The organism is Neorhizobium fuzhouense (genome assembly GCF_042611105.1).
Taxonomy (GTDB): domain Bacteria; phylum Pseudomonadota; class Alphaproteobacteria; order Rhizobiales; family Rhizobiaceae; genus Neorhizobium; species Neorhizobium galegae_A.
This window is the reverse complement of record NZ_JBHFFP010000005.1, coordinates 324,145-339,163: the sequence shown is the minus strand read 5'-3', so window position 1 is coordinate 339,163 and position 15,019 is coordinate 324,145. Positions and strand designations below refer to the sequence as shown.

Annotated in this window: 14 protein-coding genes; 10 read left to right on the top strand and 4 right to left on the bottom strand. The window is 62.9% G+C overall.

All coding sequences use genetic code 11. The features are described from left to right. The first annotated feature begins 58 nt into the window (after nucleotides 1-58). The 5 genes from ACEXP3_RS11970 to ACEXP3_RS11950 all read left to right on the top strand — a co-directional run bounded on the left by ACEXP3_RS11970 (nucleotide 59) and on the right by ACEXP3_RS11950 (nucleotide 3,575). Nucleotides 59-892 (top strand): SDR family oxidoreductase, encoded by an 834-nt coding sequence (locus tag ACEXP3_RS11970; protein ID WP_377297449.1) that lies wholly within the window; start codon nucleotides 59-61, stop codon nucleotides 890-892. A gap of 27 nt (nucleotides 893-919) precedes the next feature. Then, nucleotides 920-1,117 (top strand): twin transmembrane helix small protein, encoded by a 198-nt coding sequence (locus ACEXP3_RS11965; RefSeq protein WP_210105747.1) that lies wholly within the window; start codon nucleotides 920-922, stop codon nucleotides 1,115-1,117. A gap of 2 nt (nucleotides 1,118-1,119) precedes the next feature. Next, nucleotides 1,120-1,698, top strand: a complete 579-nt coding sequence (locus tag ACEXP3_RS11960; protein ID WP_377297448.1) for a cob(I)yrinic acid a,c-diamide adenosyltransferase — start codon at nucleotides 1,120-1,122, stop codon at nucleotides 1,696-1,698. Nucleotides 1,699-1,871: 173 nt separating this feature from the next. Then, nucleotides 1,872-2,621, top strand: coding sequence for an electron transfer flavoprotein subunit beta/FixA family protein (locus ACEXP3_RS11955; protein ID WP_377297447.1), 750 nt, complete (start codon nucleotides 1,872-1,874; stop codon nucleotides 2,619-2,621). Between the two features lie 24 nt (nucleotides 2,622-2,645). Further along, nucleotides 2,646-3,575, top strand: a complete 930-nt coding sequence (locus tag ACEXP3_RS11950; protein WP_377297446.1) for an electron transfer flavoprotein subunit alpha/FixB family protein — start codon at nucleotides 2,646-2,648, stop codon at nucleotides 3,573-3,575. Nucleotides 3,576-3,675: 100 nt separating this feature from the next. On the opposite strand, the gene ACEXP3_RS11945 is transcribed toward ACEXP3_RS11950, so the two are convergent. Then, on the bottom strand, nucleotides 3,676-6,159 hold the full coding sequence (locus ACEXP3_RS11945) for a methyl-accepting chemotaxis protein (RefSeq protein WP_377297445.1): 2,484 nt from the start codon (nucleotides 6,157-6,159) through the stop codon (nucleotides 3,676-3,678). Nucleotides 6,160-6,444: 285 nt separating this feature from the next. Between ACEXP3_RS11945 and ACEXP3_RS11940 the strand changes: the two genes are divergently transcribed. Beyond that, a complete protein-coding gene (locus ACEXP3_RS11940) occupies nucleotides 6,445-7,317 on the top strand; it encodes a 3-hydroxybutyryl-CoA dehydrogenase (protein WP_210105752.1) in 873 nt (290 codons plus the stop codon). Nucleotides 7,318-7,330: 13 nt separating this feature from the next. On the opposite strand, the gene tlpA is transcribed toward ACEXP3_RS11940, so the two are convergent. Beyond that, nucleotides 7,331-8,002, bottom strand: coding sequence for a thiol:disulfide interchange protein TlpA (gene tlpA / locus ACEXP3_RS11935; RefSeq protein WP_377297444.1), 672 nt, complete (start codon nucleotides 8,000-8,002; stop codon nucleotides 7,331-7,333). A gap of 23 nt (nucleotides 8,003-8,025) precedes the next feature. On the opposite strand from tlpA, the gene argH reads away from it, so the two are divergent. The 4 genes from argH to ACEXP3_RS11915 all read left to right on the top strand — a co-directional run bounded on the left by argH (nucleotide 8,026) and on the right by ACEXP3_RS11915 (nucleotide 13,842). Then, complete coding sequence (argH, locus tag ACEXP3_RS11930) at nucleotides 8,026-9,429, top strand: argininosuccinate lyase (RefSeq protein WP_377297443.1); 1,404 nt, start codon at nucleotides 8,026-8,028, stop codon at nucleotides 9,427-9,429. Between the two features lie 97 nt (nucleotides 9,430-9,526). After that, entirely contained in the window at nucleotides 9,527-9,721 is a 195-nt protein-coding gene (lptM, locus tag ACEXP3_RS11925) for an LPS translocon maturation chaperone LptM (RefSeq protein WP_210105755.1), read from the top strand. 13 nt (nucleotides 9,722-9,734) lie between these two features. Then, nucleotides 9,735-11,003 (top strand): diaminopimelate decarboxylase, encoded by a 1,269-nt coding sequence (lysA, locus tag ACEXP3_RS11920; protein ID WP_377297442.1) that lies wholly within the window; start codon nucleotides 9,735-9,737, stop codon nucleotides 11,001-11,003. 190 nt (nucleotides 11,004-11,193) lie between these two features. Further along, a complete protein-coding gene (locus ACEXP3_RS11915) occupies nucleotides 11,194-13,842 on the top strand; it encodes a TIGR02302 family protein (protein ID WP_377297441.1) in 2,649 nt (882 codons plus the stop codon). A gap of 88 nt (nucleotides 13,843-13,930) precedes the next feature. On the opposite strand, the gene ACEXP3_RS11910 is transcribed toward ACEXP3_RS11915, so the two are convergent. After that, on the bottom strand, nucleotides 13,931-14,302 hold the full coding sequence (locus ACEXP3_RS11910; RefSeq protein WP_377297440.1) for a response regulator: 372 nt from the start codon (nucleotides 14,300-14,302) through the stop codon (nucleotides 13,931-13,933). Between the two features lie 134 nt (nucleotides 14,303-14,436). Continuing rightward, complete coding sequence (gene hpt / locus ACEXP3_RS11905; protein ID WP_210105759.1) at nucleotides 14,437-14,985, bottom strand: hypoxanthine phosphoribosyltransferase; 549 nt, start codon at nucleotides 14,983-14,985, stop codon at nucleotides 14,437-14,439. Between the last annotated feature and the right edge of the window lie 34 nt (nucleotides 14,986-15,019).

Genomic DNA, 15,019 nt, shown 5'->3' with positions numbered 1-15,019 from the left:
GCTCAAATATGGGAAACGCAAAGCCATTGTACAGGGAGAGAACCTGTCGGGAGGAAGAATGACGCAAACGCGCTCCATCATCGTTACCGGCTGTTCGTCCGGCATCGGCGCTTATTGCGCCCGCGCCCTGAAGGCCGATGGATGGCGGGTGTTTGCAACCGTTCGCAAGCCGCAGGATCTTCACGCCCTCGAAGGCGACGGCATCGAGGCGTTTCTGATGGATTATACGCGCCACGACACGATCGATGCGCTTGTCTGCGATGTGCGACAGCGCACCGGCGGGCGGCTCGATGCCCTGTTCAACAACGGCGCCTATGGCCAGCCCGGCGCGGTGGAAGACTTAAGCACGGACGTGCTGCGCCTGCAGTTCGAGACCAATGTCTTCGGCTGGCACGAGCTGACGCGGCAGGTCATTCCCCTGATGCGGGCGCAGGGCCATGGCCGCATCGTGCAATGCTCGTCCATTCTTGGCCTCGTGCCCTATCGGTATCGCGGCGCCTACAACGCATCCAAGCACGCCATCGAAGGCTTGAACGTGACGCTGCGCATGGAACTCGACGGCTCCGGCATCTTTGTCAGCCTGATCGAGCCCGGCCCGATTGCCTCGCGCTTTACCGCCAATGCGCTGGCGGCCGTGCGCGACCATATCGACATCGAAAACTCCGCCCATGCCGCCGAATACACACGCCAGCTCGCACGCCTTGACGGAAGCGGGCCGGTGAACCGAAACAAACTGGGACCGGAAGCGGTTTATACGGTTCTCTCCCACGCCTTGACCGCAAAGCGTCCGCGTCCGCATTATCTCGTCACCAAACCGGCAAAGCAGGGAGCGTTGCTGAAACGTCTGCTGCCCGCCGATCTGCTCTACCGGCTGTTGCGTAAGCTGGACTGACATCACTTCAGAAAAGGCATTCACTCCATGTCCAGTTTCACCACCATACTGGCCCTTGTCGTCATGGGGCTTGTGGTTCTGGTTCTGATCCGCGGCCTCTTCAACATGCTGAAGGGCACGGACGGCAACAAATCCAACAAGCTGATGCAGCTGCGCGTGCTGCTGCAGGCCATAGCCATTGCGCTTATCATGCTGACGCTCTGGCTCACCGGCGGAGGGCGCTGATCATGGTCAAGCTCAACAAGATCTATACCCGCACCGGCGATGACGGCACCACGGCGCTTGTCACCGGGCCACGGCGCCTGAAGCACGACCTGCGCGTCGAGTGCTACGGCACGATCGACGAAACCAATTCGGTCATCGGCGTTGCCCGCCTCCATACGCAAGGGATGAGCGTCCTCGACCAAATGCTGTTTCGCATTCAGAACGACCTCTTCGATCTCGGGGCCGACCTTGCGACCCCCGATACCGGGGAAAAGGTGGAATGGGAGCCGCTGCGCATCGTGCAGTCGCAGGTCGACCGGCTCGAAAGCGAAATCGACACGCTGAACGCGGGGCTCGACCCCCTCACCTCGTTCGTTCTGCCGGGTGGCTCGCCAGCAGCCGCGCATCTGCATGTCGCGCGCACCGTCTCACGCCGCGCCGAGCGGCTGATGGTCGACCTGTCGAAGATGGAGGACGAAGTGGTCGGCGCGCCGGCGCTCAAATATGTGAACCGCCTCTCGGACTTTCTCTTCGTTGCCGCCCGCCACGCCAATGAATGCGGCAAGGCCGATATTCTTTGGGTCCCCGGCAAGAACCGCTAAGGGGGCTGCGGCGCTGTGTCGGACCGGAATGGGGACATGACCAAATCGCACGATGCGACATCGGAAAAGGTTTTGTATTCGGCCTAAAAATGCGTATCCATGTCGCCCATTGACAATCAGCGGCGCCGCAGAAGCCGCATGTTCCCAATTGGTTCGATCTGAGGAAGAACGTCATGAAAATCCTGGTGCCTGTTAAGCGGGTGGTTGATTACAACGTGAAGATCCGCGTCAAGGCGGATGGCTCGGGCGTGGAACTCGCCAACGTGAAGATGTCGATGAACCCCTTCGACGAGATTTCCGTGGAAGAGGCGCTGCGGCTGAAGGAAGCCGGCAAGGCGGATGAAATTGTCATCGTCTCCATCGGGCCGACCAAGGCCGAAGAAACCATCCGCACCGCCCTTGCCATGGGTGCCGACCGCGGCATCCTCATCGAGACGGACGAGACGGTCGAGCCGCTTGCCGTGGCAAAGCTCCTGAAGGGCGTTGTCGAAGCGGAAGCTCCGGGGCTGGTTATCGTCGGCAAGCAGGCGATCGATGACGATTCGAACCAGACGGGCCAGATGCTGGCAGCGCTGCTCGGCTGGGGCCAGGCGACGTTTGCCTCCAAGGTCGAAATCAGCGACAGCGCGGCAAAGGTCACCCGCGAAGTGGATGGCGGCCTGCAGACCGTCGAAGTCAAGCTTCCGGCCATCGTGACAACGGACCTGCGCCTCAACGAACCGCGCTATGCCTCGCTGCCCAACATCATGAAGGCCAAGAAGAAGCCGCTCGACAAGAAGACCCCGGCCGATTTCGGCGTCGATATTGCCCCGCGCCTCAAGGTCATCAAGACCGAGGAGCCGGGTGGCCGCAAGGCCGGCATCAAGGTCAAGTCTGTGGCCGAGCTGGTCGAAAAGCTGAAAACCGAAGCCGGCGTACTGTAACCGGACGACAGGGAGATAACGATAATGGCTATTCTTCTTCTCGCGGAACATGACGGCGCAGCCGTGTCCGATCAGACCGCCAAGGCCGTGACGGCTGCCGCCCAGATCGGCGGCGATATCCATGTGCTGGTTGCAGGCGCGGGCGTTCAGGCGGCGGCAGACGCTGCTGCCAAGCTGTCAGGCGTTGCCAAGGTGCTGGTTGCCGACGACGCAGGCCTTGCCAATGGGCTTGCAGAACCGCTCGCCGATCTGATCGTCAAGCTGTCTGGCGCCTACGACGTCATCCTTGCCGCCGCAACCGCTTCTGCCAAGAACGTCATGCCGCGCGTGGCAGCGCTTCTGGACGTGATGCAGGTCTCGGAAATCACCGAGGTCATCTCGGCCGATACGTTCAAGCGGCCGATCTATGCCGGCAACGCCATCCAGACGGTTCAGTCGACGGATGCCAAGAAGGTGATCACCGTGCGCACGGCAGCCTTTGCCGCCGTCGAGGCAACCGGTTCCGCTTCCGTGGAAGCCGTGGCGGGCGCCGCCGATCCCGGCCTTTCGAGCTTCGTCGGCGATGCGCTCTCCTCCTCGGACCGGCCGGAACTCACCTCGGCCAAGATCATCGTATCGGGTGGCCGCGCGCTTGGCTCCTCGGATAAGTTCAAGGAGGTCATCCTGCCGCTCGCCGACAAGCTGGGTGCCGCCGTCGGTGCCTCGCGCGCTGCGGTGGATGCCGGTTACGCGCCGAACGACTGGCAGGTCGGCCAGACCGGCAAGGTGGTCGCGCCGGATCTCTACATTGCCTGCGGCATTTCCGGTGCCATCCAGCATCTTGCCGGCATGAAGGACAGCAAGGTGATCGTCGCGATCAACAAGGACGAGGAGGCGCCGATCTTCCAGGTGGCCGATTACGGCCTGGTCGGCGATCTCTTCGAGATCCTGCCGGAGCTTGAAAAGGCTCTTTGAGCCTCGTCCATCCTTATTGAAAAAGGGCTGCGCTTTGAGAAGCGTGGCCCTTTTTTGTTGCGGTGGATCGCCGCAACGATCCGGCTGCCAAAAAATCCGTTCAGAACTCTTCCCAGTTCTCACTGCCGGACGGAGCAGCAGGCGCTGACGGCTGCGACAGGCCCGCCGTCAGCTTGCCAATCAGCGCCCGCGCCGGAGACGCGACGTGACGGCTGCCCTCGCCGGCCGGCTTGACCGGCGCAAAGCGGCCCGGTGCGGCCTTTGCCGGTCGTGCGGGCACTGAAACGGGCAGCGGCCGGTCCGGCACTGGCGGCGCGCTTGGCCGCGAGGTCATGGAGGCGGATGCCGTCATCTGCCCCTCCGACAGGTGAAAGCGCGACACGAGCTCGGACAATCCCTGCGCATCGCCGGTCAGCCGCGCCATGTCGTTGTTGGTGCGCTCGGCCATCTGCGAGTTCTGCTGGGTGGTGTTTTCCATCTGGCGGATGGCGGTGGAAATTTCCCGGACGCTTTCCGACTGCTCGCCGGCGGCTTCGGCGATCGATGCGATCTGGTCGTTGATCTTGGCCACCTGACCGGCAATCTCGCCCAGCGCCGAGCCGGTGTTCTGCACGAGACCGACCCCGGTTTTCACCGCTTCGCCGGACTTGCCGATCAACTGCTTGATCTCGCGGGCGGCATTGGCCGAGCGCTGCGCAAGCTCGCGCACTTCCTGGGCCACCACGGCAAAGCCCTTGCCGGCCTCCCCGGCGCGGGCGGCTTCGACCCCGGCGTTGAGCGCCAGAAGATTGGTCTGGAAGGCGATCTCGTCGATCACGTTGATGATCTGCGAAATCTCGTGCGAAGCCTGCTCGATGTGGCTCATCGCCTCCACGGCGGAATTGACGATGGCGCCGGAGCGATCCGTCGACAGCTTCGTTGCGGACACCATCTCGCGGGCACTTGCGGCCCGTTCCGTCGAGGTGCGGATTGCCTCCATGATCTGGGTGATGACGGCGGAGGTTTCCTCGATGGCGGCCGCCTGCTGTTCGGAGCGGCGCGACAGGTCATCGGTTGCCGCCATCATGCCGGCGGCGGTAGCGTTGATGGAGGCGGTGTTGCCGGATACCTGCTGCATCGTGGCGGCGAGATTGCGGATGGAATCGTTGAAGTCCACCCGCAACCGGTCGAGACCCTCCATGAAGGGTGTATCGATCGTGGTGGTGAGATCGCCGGAGGCAAGGCGGCGCAGGCCGGCGCCCAGCACGTCCACCGTCTGCTGCAGGCGCTTTGTTTCGGCAGCGCGGGCAGCCTCGCGGTCGCGACGCTCGACATCCGACATCTGCCGGTCGCGGTCGGCTTGCGACTGCATACGGATCTTTTCGAGCGCGGCATCACGGAAGACGGCAACCGAGCGCACCATGTCGCCGATCTCGTCGCTGCGCGCCTCGCCCTTCAGCGCAATCGTCGTGTCGCCACCGGCAAGCCGGCTCATTGCCTCGACCAGATCATGAATGGGACGGGTGATGCCGCGCGACACCACAATGGCGGCGATGACGGCGAGAAGCAGGATACCCGCGGCAAGGCCCAGAATGGTGTTGCGAAGACCGACCAGGCTTTCCAGCGCCTCGTTTTCCGACATCAGGGCCACCACGGCCCAGCGATGGCCGGCAAAGGCCAGCGGTGAGGCTGCGGCGTAATGGCTGGCATCACGATAGCCCTCGATAAGGCCCGTCGCATCCGTGCCCTCTACGGCACGTTTCACCAGCGGCGACGCGAGGCGTTGCGACAGCGGGTTCTTTTCCGCAGCAAGCGGCGAATCCGTGACCAGCAGGTCGCCGGCATTCACCAGCAGCGTCTCGCCGGTCTCGCCAAGGCCGGTCCGGTTGGCAAACATGGTATTGAGGCGGGTGGCCGGCACTGCAACGACGATGACGCCAACCTTGATATCCCCCATGAAAAGCGGCGCGGCGAGGAAAGCGGTCGCCTGTTTTGCGGCCCCATAAAGGGTGAAATCGGACAGCGCATACAGTTCGCGGTCCTCGCTGTCGGCCACCTTGCGGAAGACGTCGGCCAGCGCCGTATCCTTCAAGTCCGCATCACCGAGATTGGCGCCGTATTCGCCGTTCTTCTGCACGGAATAAAGAACCGTGCCCTTGCCATCGACGAGAAAGATATCCGAATAGCCGTAGCGCTTCAGCGAGGCCCGGAGCGCCGGATGATAAAGATTGTGGTTGCTGTCATAGGTGTCGATGCGGGCCGTATCGAGGTCGAGCCGCTTTCCGGCAGGATTGGGATTGTTGGTGATGTAGCGCTCAGTGAGCGTCTCCTTCGGCTTGTCGCCCAGATAGCGCCAGTCGCGGCGGAACTTGTTGAGCGCCTCGCCGGTGGTGGCGGTGCCGGAGAGGGCGCGAAGGTTCGTCACCATGGTCTCGAAGTAAAGCTGTGCCTCGTTGCGCCGGCCGTCCGCCGTCGCCTCAAGCTTTTCCATGACCTGTTCGCGCAGAACCTCGCCGCTTTTCACAAATCCGGCAAAGCTTGCCGCACCAATGGACAGAATTGTCACGACCGTGACGAACAGGGGCAACTTACGGGCAATGCGCATCAGCGACCGTCTCCATGAGATCAGGCGGCAGCGGACGAATGGTTCGATCCGTCCTGCCGTCCCTCTGGGCGCCATGGTGCCGTGGCACGCTTAAGAATAGGCTAAAATTACAGTGTCACGGATCATGGGACCGGCGGTCATCTTCGATTAAGGACTGGAAAATTACAGTGCCGGGCATTATCAATCTCGGGTAGGCGCAGGCTTCTCGTTTGCGGTTGCGATAGACGGCTGAAGGCCGCACGTTCCGGCCGAGCCGGATCACCTCTCGATAGGAAGCAGGGCGTTATGATCACGAATGTTGGAATTGTCGGTGCAGGACAGATGGGCTGCGGCATCGCGCATGTGTCGGCGCAGGCTGGCTACAAGGTGACGCTCTACGACCTTTCCAGCGAACGCATCGAGGCAGGCCTTGCCACCATCAACGGCAATCTTGCCCGCCAGGTTGCCAATGGCAAGCTGAGCGACCAGGAGCGGCGCGACACGCTGTCGCGCATTTCCGGCAGCATCGATGTCAACGATCTGGCCCCGACCGATCTCGTCATCGAGGCGGCAACCGAAGATGAAAGCGTCAAGCGCAAGATCTTTGGCCAGATCTGCCCGGTGCTGAAGCCGGAGGCGCTTCTGGCCACCAACACCTCGTCGCTGTCGATCACCCGCCTTGCCGCCTCCACCGACCGGCCCGAGCAGTTCATGGGCATCCACTTTATGAACCCGGTGCCGGTGATGAAGCTGGTGGAATTGGTGCGCGGCATCGCCACCGGTGAAAAGACCTTCAAGACCGCCAAGGATTTCGTCGCCTCGCTCGACAAGACCGTCACCGTTGCGGAAGATTTCCCCGCCTTCATCGTCAACCGCATCCTTCTGCCGATGATCAACGAGGCGATCTACACGCTCTATGAAGGCGTCGGCTCTGTCGATGCCATCGACACGGCCATGAAGCTTGGGGCCAACCACCCGATGGGGCCGCTGCAGCTTGCCGATTTCATCGGGCTCGACACATGTCTGTCGATCATGCAGGTGCTGCATGATGGGCTCGCCGACAGCAAATATCGCCCCTGCCCGCTGCTGGTCAAATATGTCGAGGCCGGCTGGCTCGGCCGCAAATCCGGCCGAGGCTTTTACGATTACCGCGGCGACGTGCCGGTTCCGACACGCTGACGGCGGCGCTCCCTCAGAGCGCGGACACCTTCTCGACCAGGGCCTTTGCCTCGTCGCTATCCCAGGCGGCGGGGCCGTTCATCGAGCCGATGAGGCAGCCCTTTTTGTCGAGCACAAGCGTGACCGGCAGACCGAAGGCAAGGCCTTCCTTTTTGAGCGCATTGAACACGCCCATGGAACTGTCGCGGTAATAGGCAAGCTTGTGAACGCCGGTCTCATCGAGAAAGGCTTTCGGCTTCTCATCGCCGCCGGTATCGATGTTGATCGCGACCACCTGGAAGCGATCGCCGCCCATGGTCGCCTGCAGGGCGTTCAGTGCCGGCATTTCTTCGCGGCAGGGCACGCACCAGGTGGCCCAGAGGTTCAGAAGAACCGTTTTTCCTTCAAAACTCGTGAGCGAAAGCGCAGCGCCATCCGGCCCCTTGAAGGAGAGCGGCTGCAGAGAACGCGGCTCAGGCGTTGCGACCAGCGCCGCGATCTGCCCCTTGGCCAGTTCGGAGACGGTTCTGGCATGCGCGACGGCCCCTGCGCAGCGGGCATCCGCAACGGCGGCAGCGCCATCCGGGCCATTGCCAGACAGCCCCCCCTTCACGTATACCGCCACGGCGCCGGCGAGAATACCCGCGACGGCGGCAATCATGATCAGGCGCACGGACGGCAGACCCAGCGGTCTCTTGTTCGACATTTCATACTCCAGGGCGGATACTCATGGGCGACGGCACGAAGGATCAGGCTTCCTCCAACCAGATGTGGGGCGGACGTTTTGCTTCCGGTCCCGATGCCATCATGGAGGAGATAAATGCCTCCATCGGCTTCGACAAGAAACTTTACGCCCAGGACATCCGCGGATCGATCGCTCACGCCACCATGCTGGCGAAACAGGGCATTATTTCCGGCGAGGATAAAGACAAGATCGTACACGGGCTGAACACGATCCTGTCAGACATCGAGGAAGGCCGCTTCGAATTCTCGCGCAAGCTTGAAGACATTCACATGAACATCGAGGCACGGCTGGCAACCCTGATCGGCCCGGCGGCTGGGCGCCTGCACACGGCCCGCTCGCGCAATGACCAGGTGGCGCTCGATTTCCGCCTCTGGGTCAAGGAAGAGCTGGCAAAGACGGAAGCCATGCTGAGCGACCTCATCGCAGCCCTCCTCGACAAGGCAGACGAGCATGCCGACACCGTCATGCCCGGCTTCACGCATCTGCAGACCGCCCAGCCGGTGACCTTTGGCCATCACTGCATGGCCTATGTGGAAATGTTCGGCCGGGACCGCGCCCGCGTGCGCCACGCCATCGACCACCTGGACGAAAGCCCGATCGGTGCGGCCGCACTTGCCGGCACCGGCTTTGCAATCGACCGCCACATGACCGCTGAAGCGCTTGGCTTCCGCGAGCCCACCCGCAATTCCATCGATACCGTGTCGGACCGCGATTTCGCGCTCGAATTCCTGTCGGTCGCGGCCATCTGCGCCGTCCACCTGTCGCGCTTTGCCGAAGAAATTGTCATCTGGTCGACGCCGCAGTTCGGCTTCATCCGGCTGTCGGATGCGTTTTCGACCGGCTCTTCCATCATGCCGCAGAAGAAGAACCCGGACGCCGCCGAACTGGTGCGCGCCAAGACCGGCCGCATCAACGGCTCGCTGGTGGCGCTTCTGACCATCATGAAGGGCCTGCCGCTCGCCTATTCCAAGGACATGCAGGAAGACAAGGAACAGGTCTTCGACGCGGCCGAAAACCTTGAACTGGCGATTGCCGCCATGGCCGGCATGGTGCGCGACATGACAATCCGCACCGATCGCATGCGCGCCGCTGCAGGCTCCGGCTATTCGACGGCAACCGACCTTGCCGACTGGCTGGTGCGCGAAGCAGGCCTTCCCTTCCGGGATGCCCATCATGTGACGGGCCGCGCGGTAGCGCTGGCGGAAGAAAAGGGATGCGACCTCTCCGGCCTTTCGCTCGAAGAGCTTCAGTCGATCCATGCGTCCATCACGCAAAACGTCTTCGACGTGCTGTCGGTCGATGCCTCGGTAGCGAGCCGCACCAGCTTTGGCGGCACGGCGCCGAGCGAAGTGCGCAAGCAGATTGCCTGGTGGCGCGGCCGCAACTGATAAACGGCGCCCGCCGATCGTTCACGAGAATTGACTGCACAAGCGGGCGGAACTTCGCTATGAACAGGCCTCACCGCTTTCTGACAAAGGAATAGGAATGTCCACCTTGCGCACACTCGCCCGCATCACGATCGTGCTCTGCATCGCAGGCGTTGCCGTTACCGGCTGCGGACGCAAGGGCAAGCTCGACAAGCCGAGCACGCCGGTCGAGCAGCAGAACATCCGCAAGACCGGCAACCAGAAACCCGATCCGGTGGCCGAAAAGCCGTTCCTCCTCGACCCGCTTCTCTGATCCGAGCACGCCCGTGAACCATTTCCACTATATCGACGGCGTCCTGCACGCCGAAAACGTTCCCGTGCCGGAGATTGCCAAAGCGGTCGGCACGCCCTTTTACGTCTATTCGACGGCGACACTGGAGCGTCACTACAAGGTATTCGCGCAAGCCTTTGCCGATGTGGATGCCATGGTCTGCTATGCCATGAAGGCCAATTCCAACCAGGCCGTGCTGAAGACGCTGGCAAAGCTTGGCGCGGGCGTCGATGTCGTCTCGGGCGGAGAGTTGCACCGGGCACTGGCCGCCGGCATTCCGGCAAACCGCATCATGTTTTCCGGCGTCGGCAAGACGCCGGTGGAGATGGATCTGGCACTTGACGCCGGCATTTACTGCTTCAACGTCGAATCCGAGCCGGAACTTGAGGTTCTCAACAGCCGCGCGGTGAAGAAGGGCCTGAAGGCGCATGTCTCCTTCCGCATCAATCCGGATGTGGATGCGCGCACCCATGCCAAGATCTCCACCGGCAAGAAGGAAAATAAGTTCGGCATTTCCTATGAGCGGGCGCGGGCAGTCTATGCCCATGCAGCGACGCTTCCAGGCATCGCAGTGACCGGCATCGACATGCATATCGGCAGCCAGATTACCGAATTGCAGCCCTTCGAGGATGCGTTCCGGCTGCTGCGCGAGCTGGTGGAAACGCTGCGCGGCGATGGTCATGTCATCGATCACGTCGATATTGGCGGCGGACTTGGCATTCCCTACCGCGAGGACAACAGTCCGCCGCCGCTGCCGGATGCCTATGCCGCCACCGTCAAGGCGCAGCTTAAGAGCCTCAACTGCCGGATCGTGACGGAACCCGGCCGCCTCATCGTCGGCAATGCCGGCATTCTTGTTACCGAAGTCATCTACGTGAAGGATGCCGGCAACAAGATCTTCGTGATCGTTGACGGTGCGATGAACGATTTGATCCGCCCGACGCTCTACGAGGCCTATCACGGTATTCGCCCGGTGGTGGTTCCCGCAGACGATGCACCGCGCATCAAGGCCGATGTCGTCGGCCCCGTCTGCGAGACCGGCGACTACCTGGCACTTGAGCGCGAAATGGCGCAGCCAAAGGCCGGCGACCTTTTTGCCATCGCCTCCGCAGGCGCCTATGGCGCCGTCCAGGCTGGCACTTACAATTCGCGGCTTCTGGTGCCGGAAGTGCTGGTTAAGGGCGACCGGTTCCACGTCATCCGCCCGCGCGGCACCTATAACGAACTGATCGGACTTGATTCCGTGCCGGACTGGCTTGCCTGAGCAGGCGCGGCGGGAGGCCCCCGAAGCGTCTCCCGCCGTTCACAATTCGGCGAACCGAATAAAAACCGCGGACAATCCGGCCTTGTCCCCTCGTCTTCGCCACAAACACTGGTATCCTTAAGGGCTACGGGTTCGCGTGCTGCCGTGCCCGACGTCGGTTGACGCCGCCACCCCACAGGAGACGGACCGCATGAGCCTGAACCGCAAAGGCGCCTTCGAAGGCCATCCCGATCTGGCGCGGCGCGTCGCACTGAAACGGTCGGTCGCCCGCGTCGTGCTGTTTTGCGAACGGCTGGCACCGCTTCTCCTGATGCCGCTTGGCATCCTCGCGCTGTTCTTCGCTGGCGCCTGGTTCGGCCTGTTTCGCCTGATGCCGGACCTGATGCGCTGGGTGGCGCTTGGCGTATTCGTCTTTGCCTTCCTCATGTCCATCCTGCCGCTCGGTCGCCTTCGCTGGCCGGCACCGGCCGATGGCGACCGCCTGCTTGAAATGCGCAACAACCTGCCGCACCAGCCGGTGGCCGTGCAGGAGGAAGAACCGGCCTTCGACACGCCTTTTGCGCGCGCGCTCTGGAAGGAACACCAGATCCGCATGGCCAGGCGCATTGCCGCACTGGACGCCGGCCTGCCGCGCCCCGACATTGCCCGCCACGACCGTTTCGGCCTGCGCGCCGTGCCAGCCCTGCTGCTGGTGGCGGCCTTCGGCTACTCCTTCTCCAATTCCAGCGGCCGTCTCAGCGATGCGGTGGCGCCGTCTGCGCCGGCTGCCCGCATCAATCCGGACCTGCGTATCGATGCGTGGCTGACGCCCCCTGCCTATACGGGCCGGGCGCCGATCTTCCTGACCGGCCGCGAAGCGCCCGTCACCGAAACGGTCCGGTTTCCGCAATATTCAGACCTCACCATTCGCGTGACCGGCGGCGAGGGCGGTGAAGCCGTCCGCTTTGCCCCGCAGCAGGCGGGCACTCCGCGCAGCCTTGTCCCCGACGAGGCCGAGGCGAAGGACGCCGGCACGGGGCCCTCCGAGGGGCGGCAGACCGCTGCTGCGGGCCAACCGCTTGCGCCGCGCACCTACAAGATGAAGGTCACCGAAAGCGGCGACCTCACCGTCAACGGCCAGCAATGGCTCTTCGACGTGATTGCCGACCGTGCGCCGGAAATCGCCTTCGACAAGCCGCCGCGCCGCGCCGTCAACGGGGCGCTGGAAATCGGCTTTACCGGCAAGGACGACTACGGGATCCAGAAGGCGATCGCGGTCATCGAGCCGGTGGAACAGCAAGGGGCAGAAGCCACGCCGCTCTACCCGCTTCCCGAATATAAGCTCGATCTGCCGCGGCAGAATGCCCGCGAGGTGAAGGGGCTGACGAGCCGCAACCTCACCGAACATCCGCTGTCGGGCAAGCGCGTGCGCATCACGCTGGTGGCGACCGATGGCGCAGGCCAGGAAGGCCGCAGTGCACCGGTGGAAATGGTGCTGCCCGCCCGCCGCTTCTCCGAACCGCTGGCCGCTGCCGTTGCCGAAGAGCGGCAGGTGTTTTCGCTCGATACACGCCAGCTGCCGCGGGCGATCGCGCTCAACGAGGCGCTGGCGCTACGCCCCGACGAAACCATCCCCAATCTCAGCCACTTCCTGCTGATCCGCTCGGCGCTGGAGCGCATGAAGCTGGCGCGGTCCGAAGAGCAGTTGAAGGACACGGCCGATTATCTTTGGGAGATTGCGCTTGGCATCGAGGACGGACAGCTGTCGCAGGCCGAACGCCGCCTGCGCGATGCGCAGGACGCCCTCTCCGAAGCCCTGCAGAATGGTGCTTCCGACCAGGAAATCGCCCGCCTGATGCAGGAACTGCGCGAGGCCATGAAGAACTTCATGTCGGAACTGGCGCAGCGCATGCAGAACATGCCGCAGGGCCAGCAGAACATGCAGGCGCAGAACATGCTGCGCCAGCGTGATTTGCAGAACATGATGGACCAGATCGAAAACCTGGCCCGCTCCGGCAACCGCGATGCCGCCCAGCAGATGCTGTCGGACCTGCAGCGCATGATGAACAATCTGCAGGCCGGGCGCATGCAGCGCCCGCAGCAGGGCCAGCAGCAGCAGAACAGCCAGATGCGCCAGCAGATCGACAAGCTCGGCGAGATCATGCAGGAGCAGCAGCGCCTGATGGACCAGACATTCCAGCTGGACCAGGCCCTGCGCGACCGCATGCAGCGCGGCGACCCGGATCAGCCCTATGAGCAGGGTCAGAACCCGCAAGGTCAGCAGCAGCAGGGTCAACAGGGCCAGCAACAGCAAGGCCAGCAGCCGACGGACCAGATGACGGCCGAGCAGTTGCGCGAGGCGCTGAAACAGCTGCGCGCGCAGCAGGATGGCCTTGGCCAGAAACTCAAGGACCTGCAAAAGGGGTTAAAGGACCTTGGCATGCAGCCCGGTGAAGGCTTTGGCCAGGCCGAACGGGAAATGGGCAATGCAGGCAAGGCGCTGGGTCAAAGCCAGGGCGAACAGGCCGTGGAAGGCCAGGGCAATGCCCTCAATGCGCTCCGCCAGGGCGCCCAGAGCATGATGCAGCAGATGATGCAGGCCATGCAGCAGGGGCAGCAGGGCGAAGGCCAGAACCCCCGCGAAGGCATGGCCTCGCAGGGCGGACAGAACGGCCGCGACCCGCTCGGTCGCCCGCGCGCCAATTCCGGCCCGGAATTCGGCGATCAGGTGAAGGTGCCTGACGAGATCGACGTCCAGCGGGCGCGTGAAATCCTCGACGCCATCCGGGAACGCCTCGGCAATACACTGTCGGGCGAAGCGGAGCGGCGCTATCTGGAGCGCCTGCTCGATATCCGCTGATCGCGGAACCCGGCATCATCCGGTGCAAGGGCCGATGCCATACGGTGTGCTGAGCTTCAGCACACGCACTGATGCGGACTGGCGACGATCAGGCAGCCTTGGGTGCAGACAGGGCAAGGGCTACGGCGCGGCGGATGTCCGGAAGTGCAAAGGGCTTGTCGACGACATCGATGACCTTGCTCATCAGGTCGTCGGCCCGCTCGCGCTGTTCGGCATAGCCGGTCATCAGCAAGATTTTCAGGGCGGGAAATTGAGCGGCTGCCTTGTGGGCAAGCTCGATGCCGTCCATCACCGGCATGCGAATATCGGAGAGAAGCAGGTCGAACGGCCCCTCCCGCAAAAGCTGCAATCCTTCTGCGCCATCAGCCGCTTCATGCGTCTCATGCCCATCCAGACGCAGCGCCCGTGCCACGAACGAACGCAACGAATCTTCGTCCTCGGTAATCAGGATCTTGGCCATGGCTGTCATTGTCTCCCATGCATCATGCATCAAATCGGGATCCAGATGACCCGGATTTCCTTTGCGAGGAGTAAACGGCGCGACCTGCTGATCCTAAATGGTTAACGCACGGTGAGCAGGGCTCACCTTCGCGCTCACCCTTCAGCATCTCCGGTAACCACGCCGACGAAGGGCAGCTCGCGGAAGGCATAGGCCACGTCCATGCCGTAGCCGACAACGAAGTAATCGGGGCATTCGAAACCGACGTAATCGGCCTCCAGCGCTTCCTGGCGCTTGACGCGCTTGTCGAGGAGGACCGCGATGGAGACGTTGCGGGCACCGCGCTCGTAAAGCAGTTCCTTGGCAAATTTCAGCGTGCGGCCGGATTCCAGAATGTCGTCGATCAGGAGGACATCGCGATCCTTCACGTCCGAATCGATATCCTTGACGATGCGCACGCCCTTGGAGACGGTGCCTGCGCCGTAACTCGACAGGGTGATGAACTCCACTTCCGGTGCGAGCCCCGTGTCGTGCAGCGCCCGCAAGAGATCGGCGGCAAAAATGAACGAGCCCTTCAGCACCGCAATGACCAGCAGATCCTTGGTAGGGCCTTCGGCGATGCGGCGGGCAATGTCATGATTGCGCTCGGCGATCTGCTCGGCAGTGTAAAGCGGTTCGATGATTTTGCCGCGCACGATGGGCATGGAGCGTCTCCGGGCTGTTTCCAAACGCCCGCGA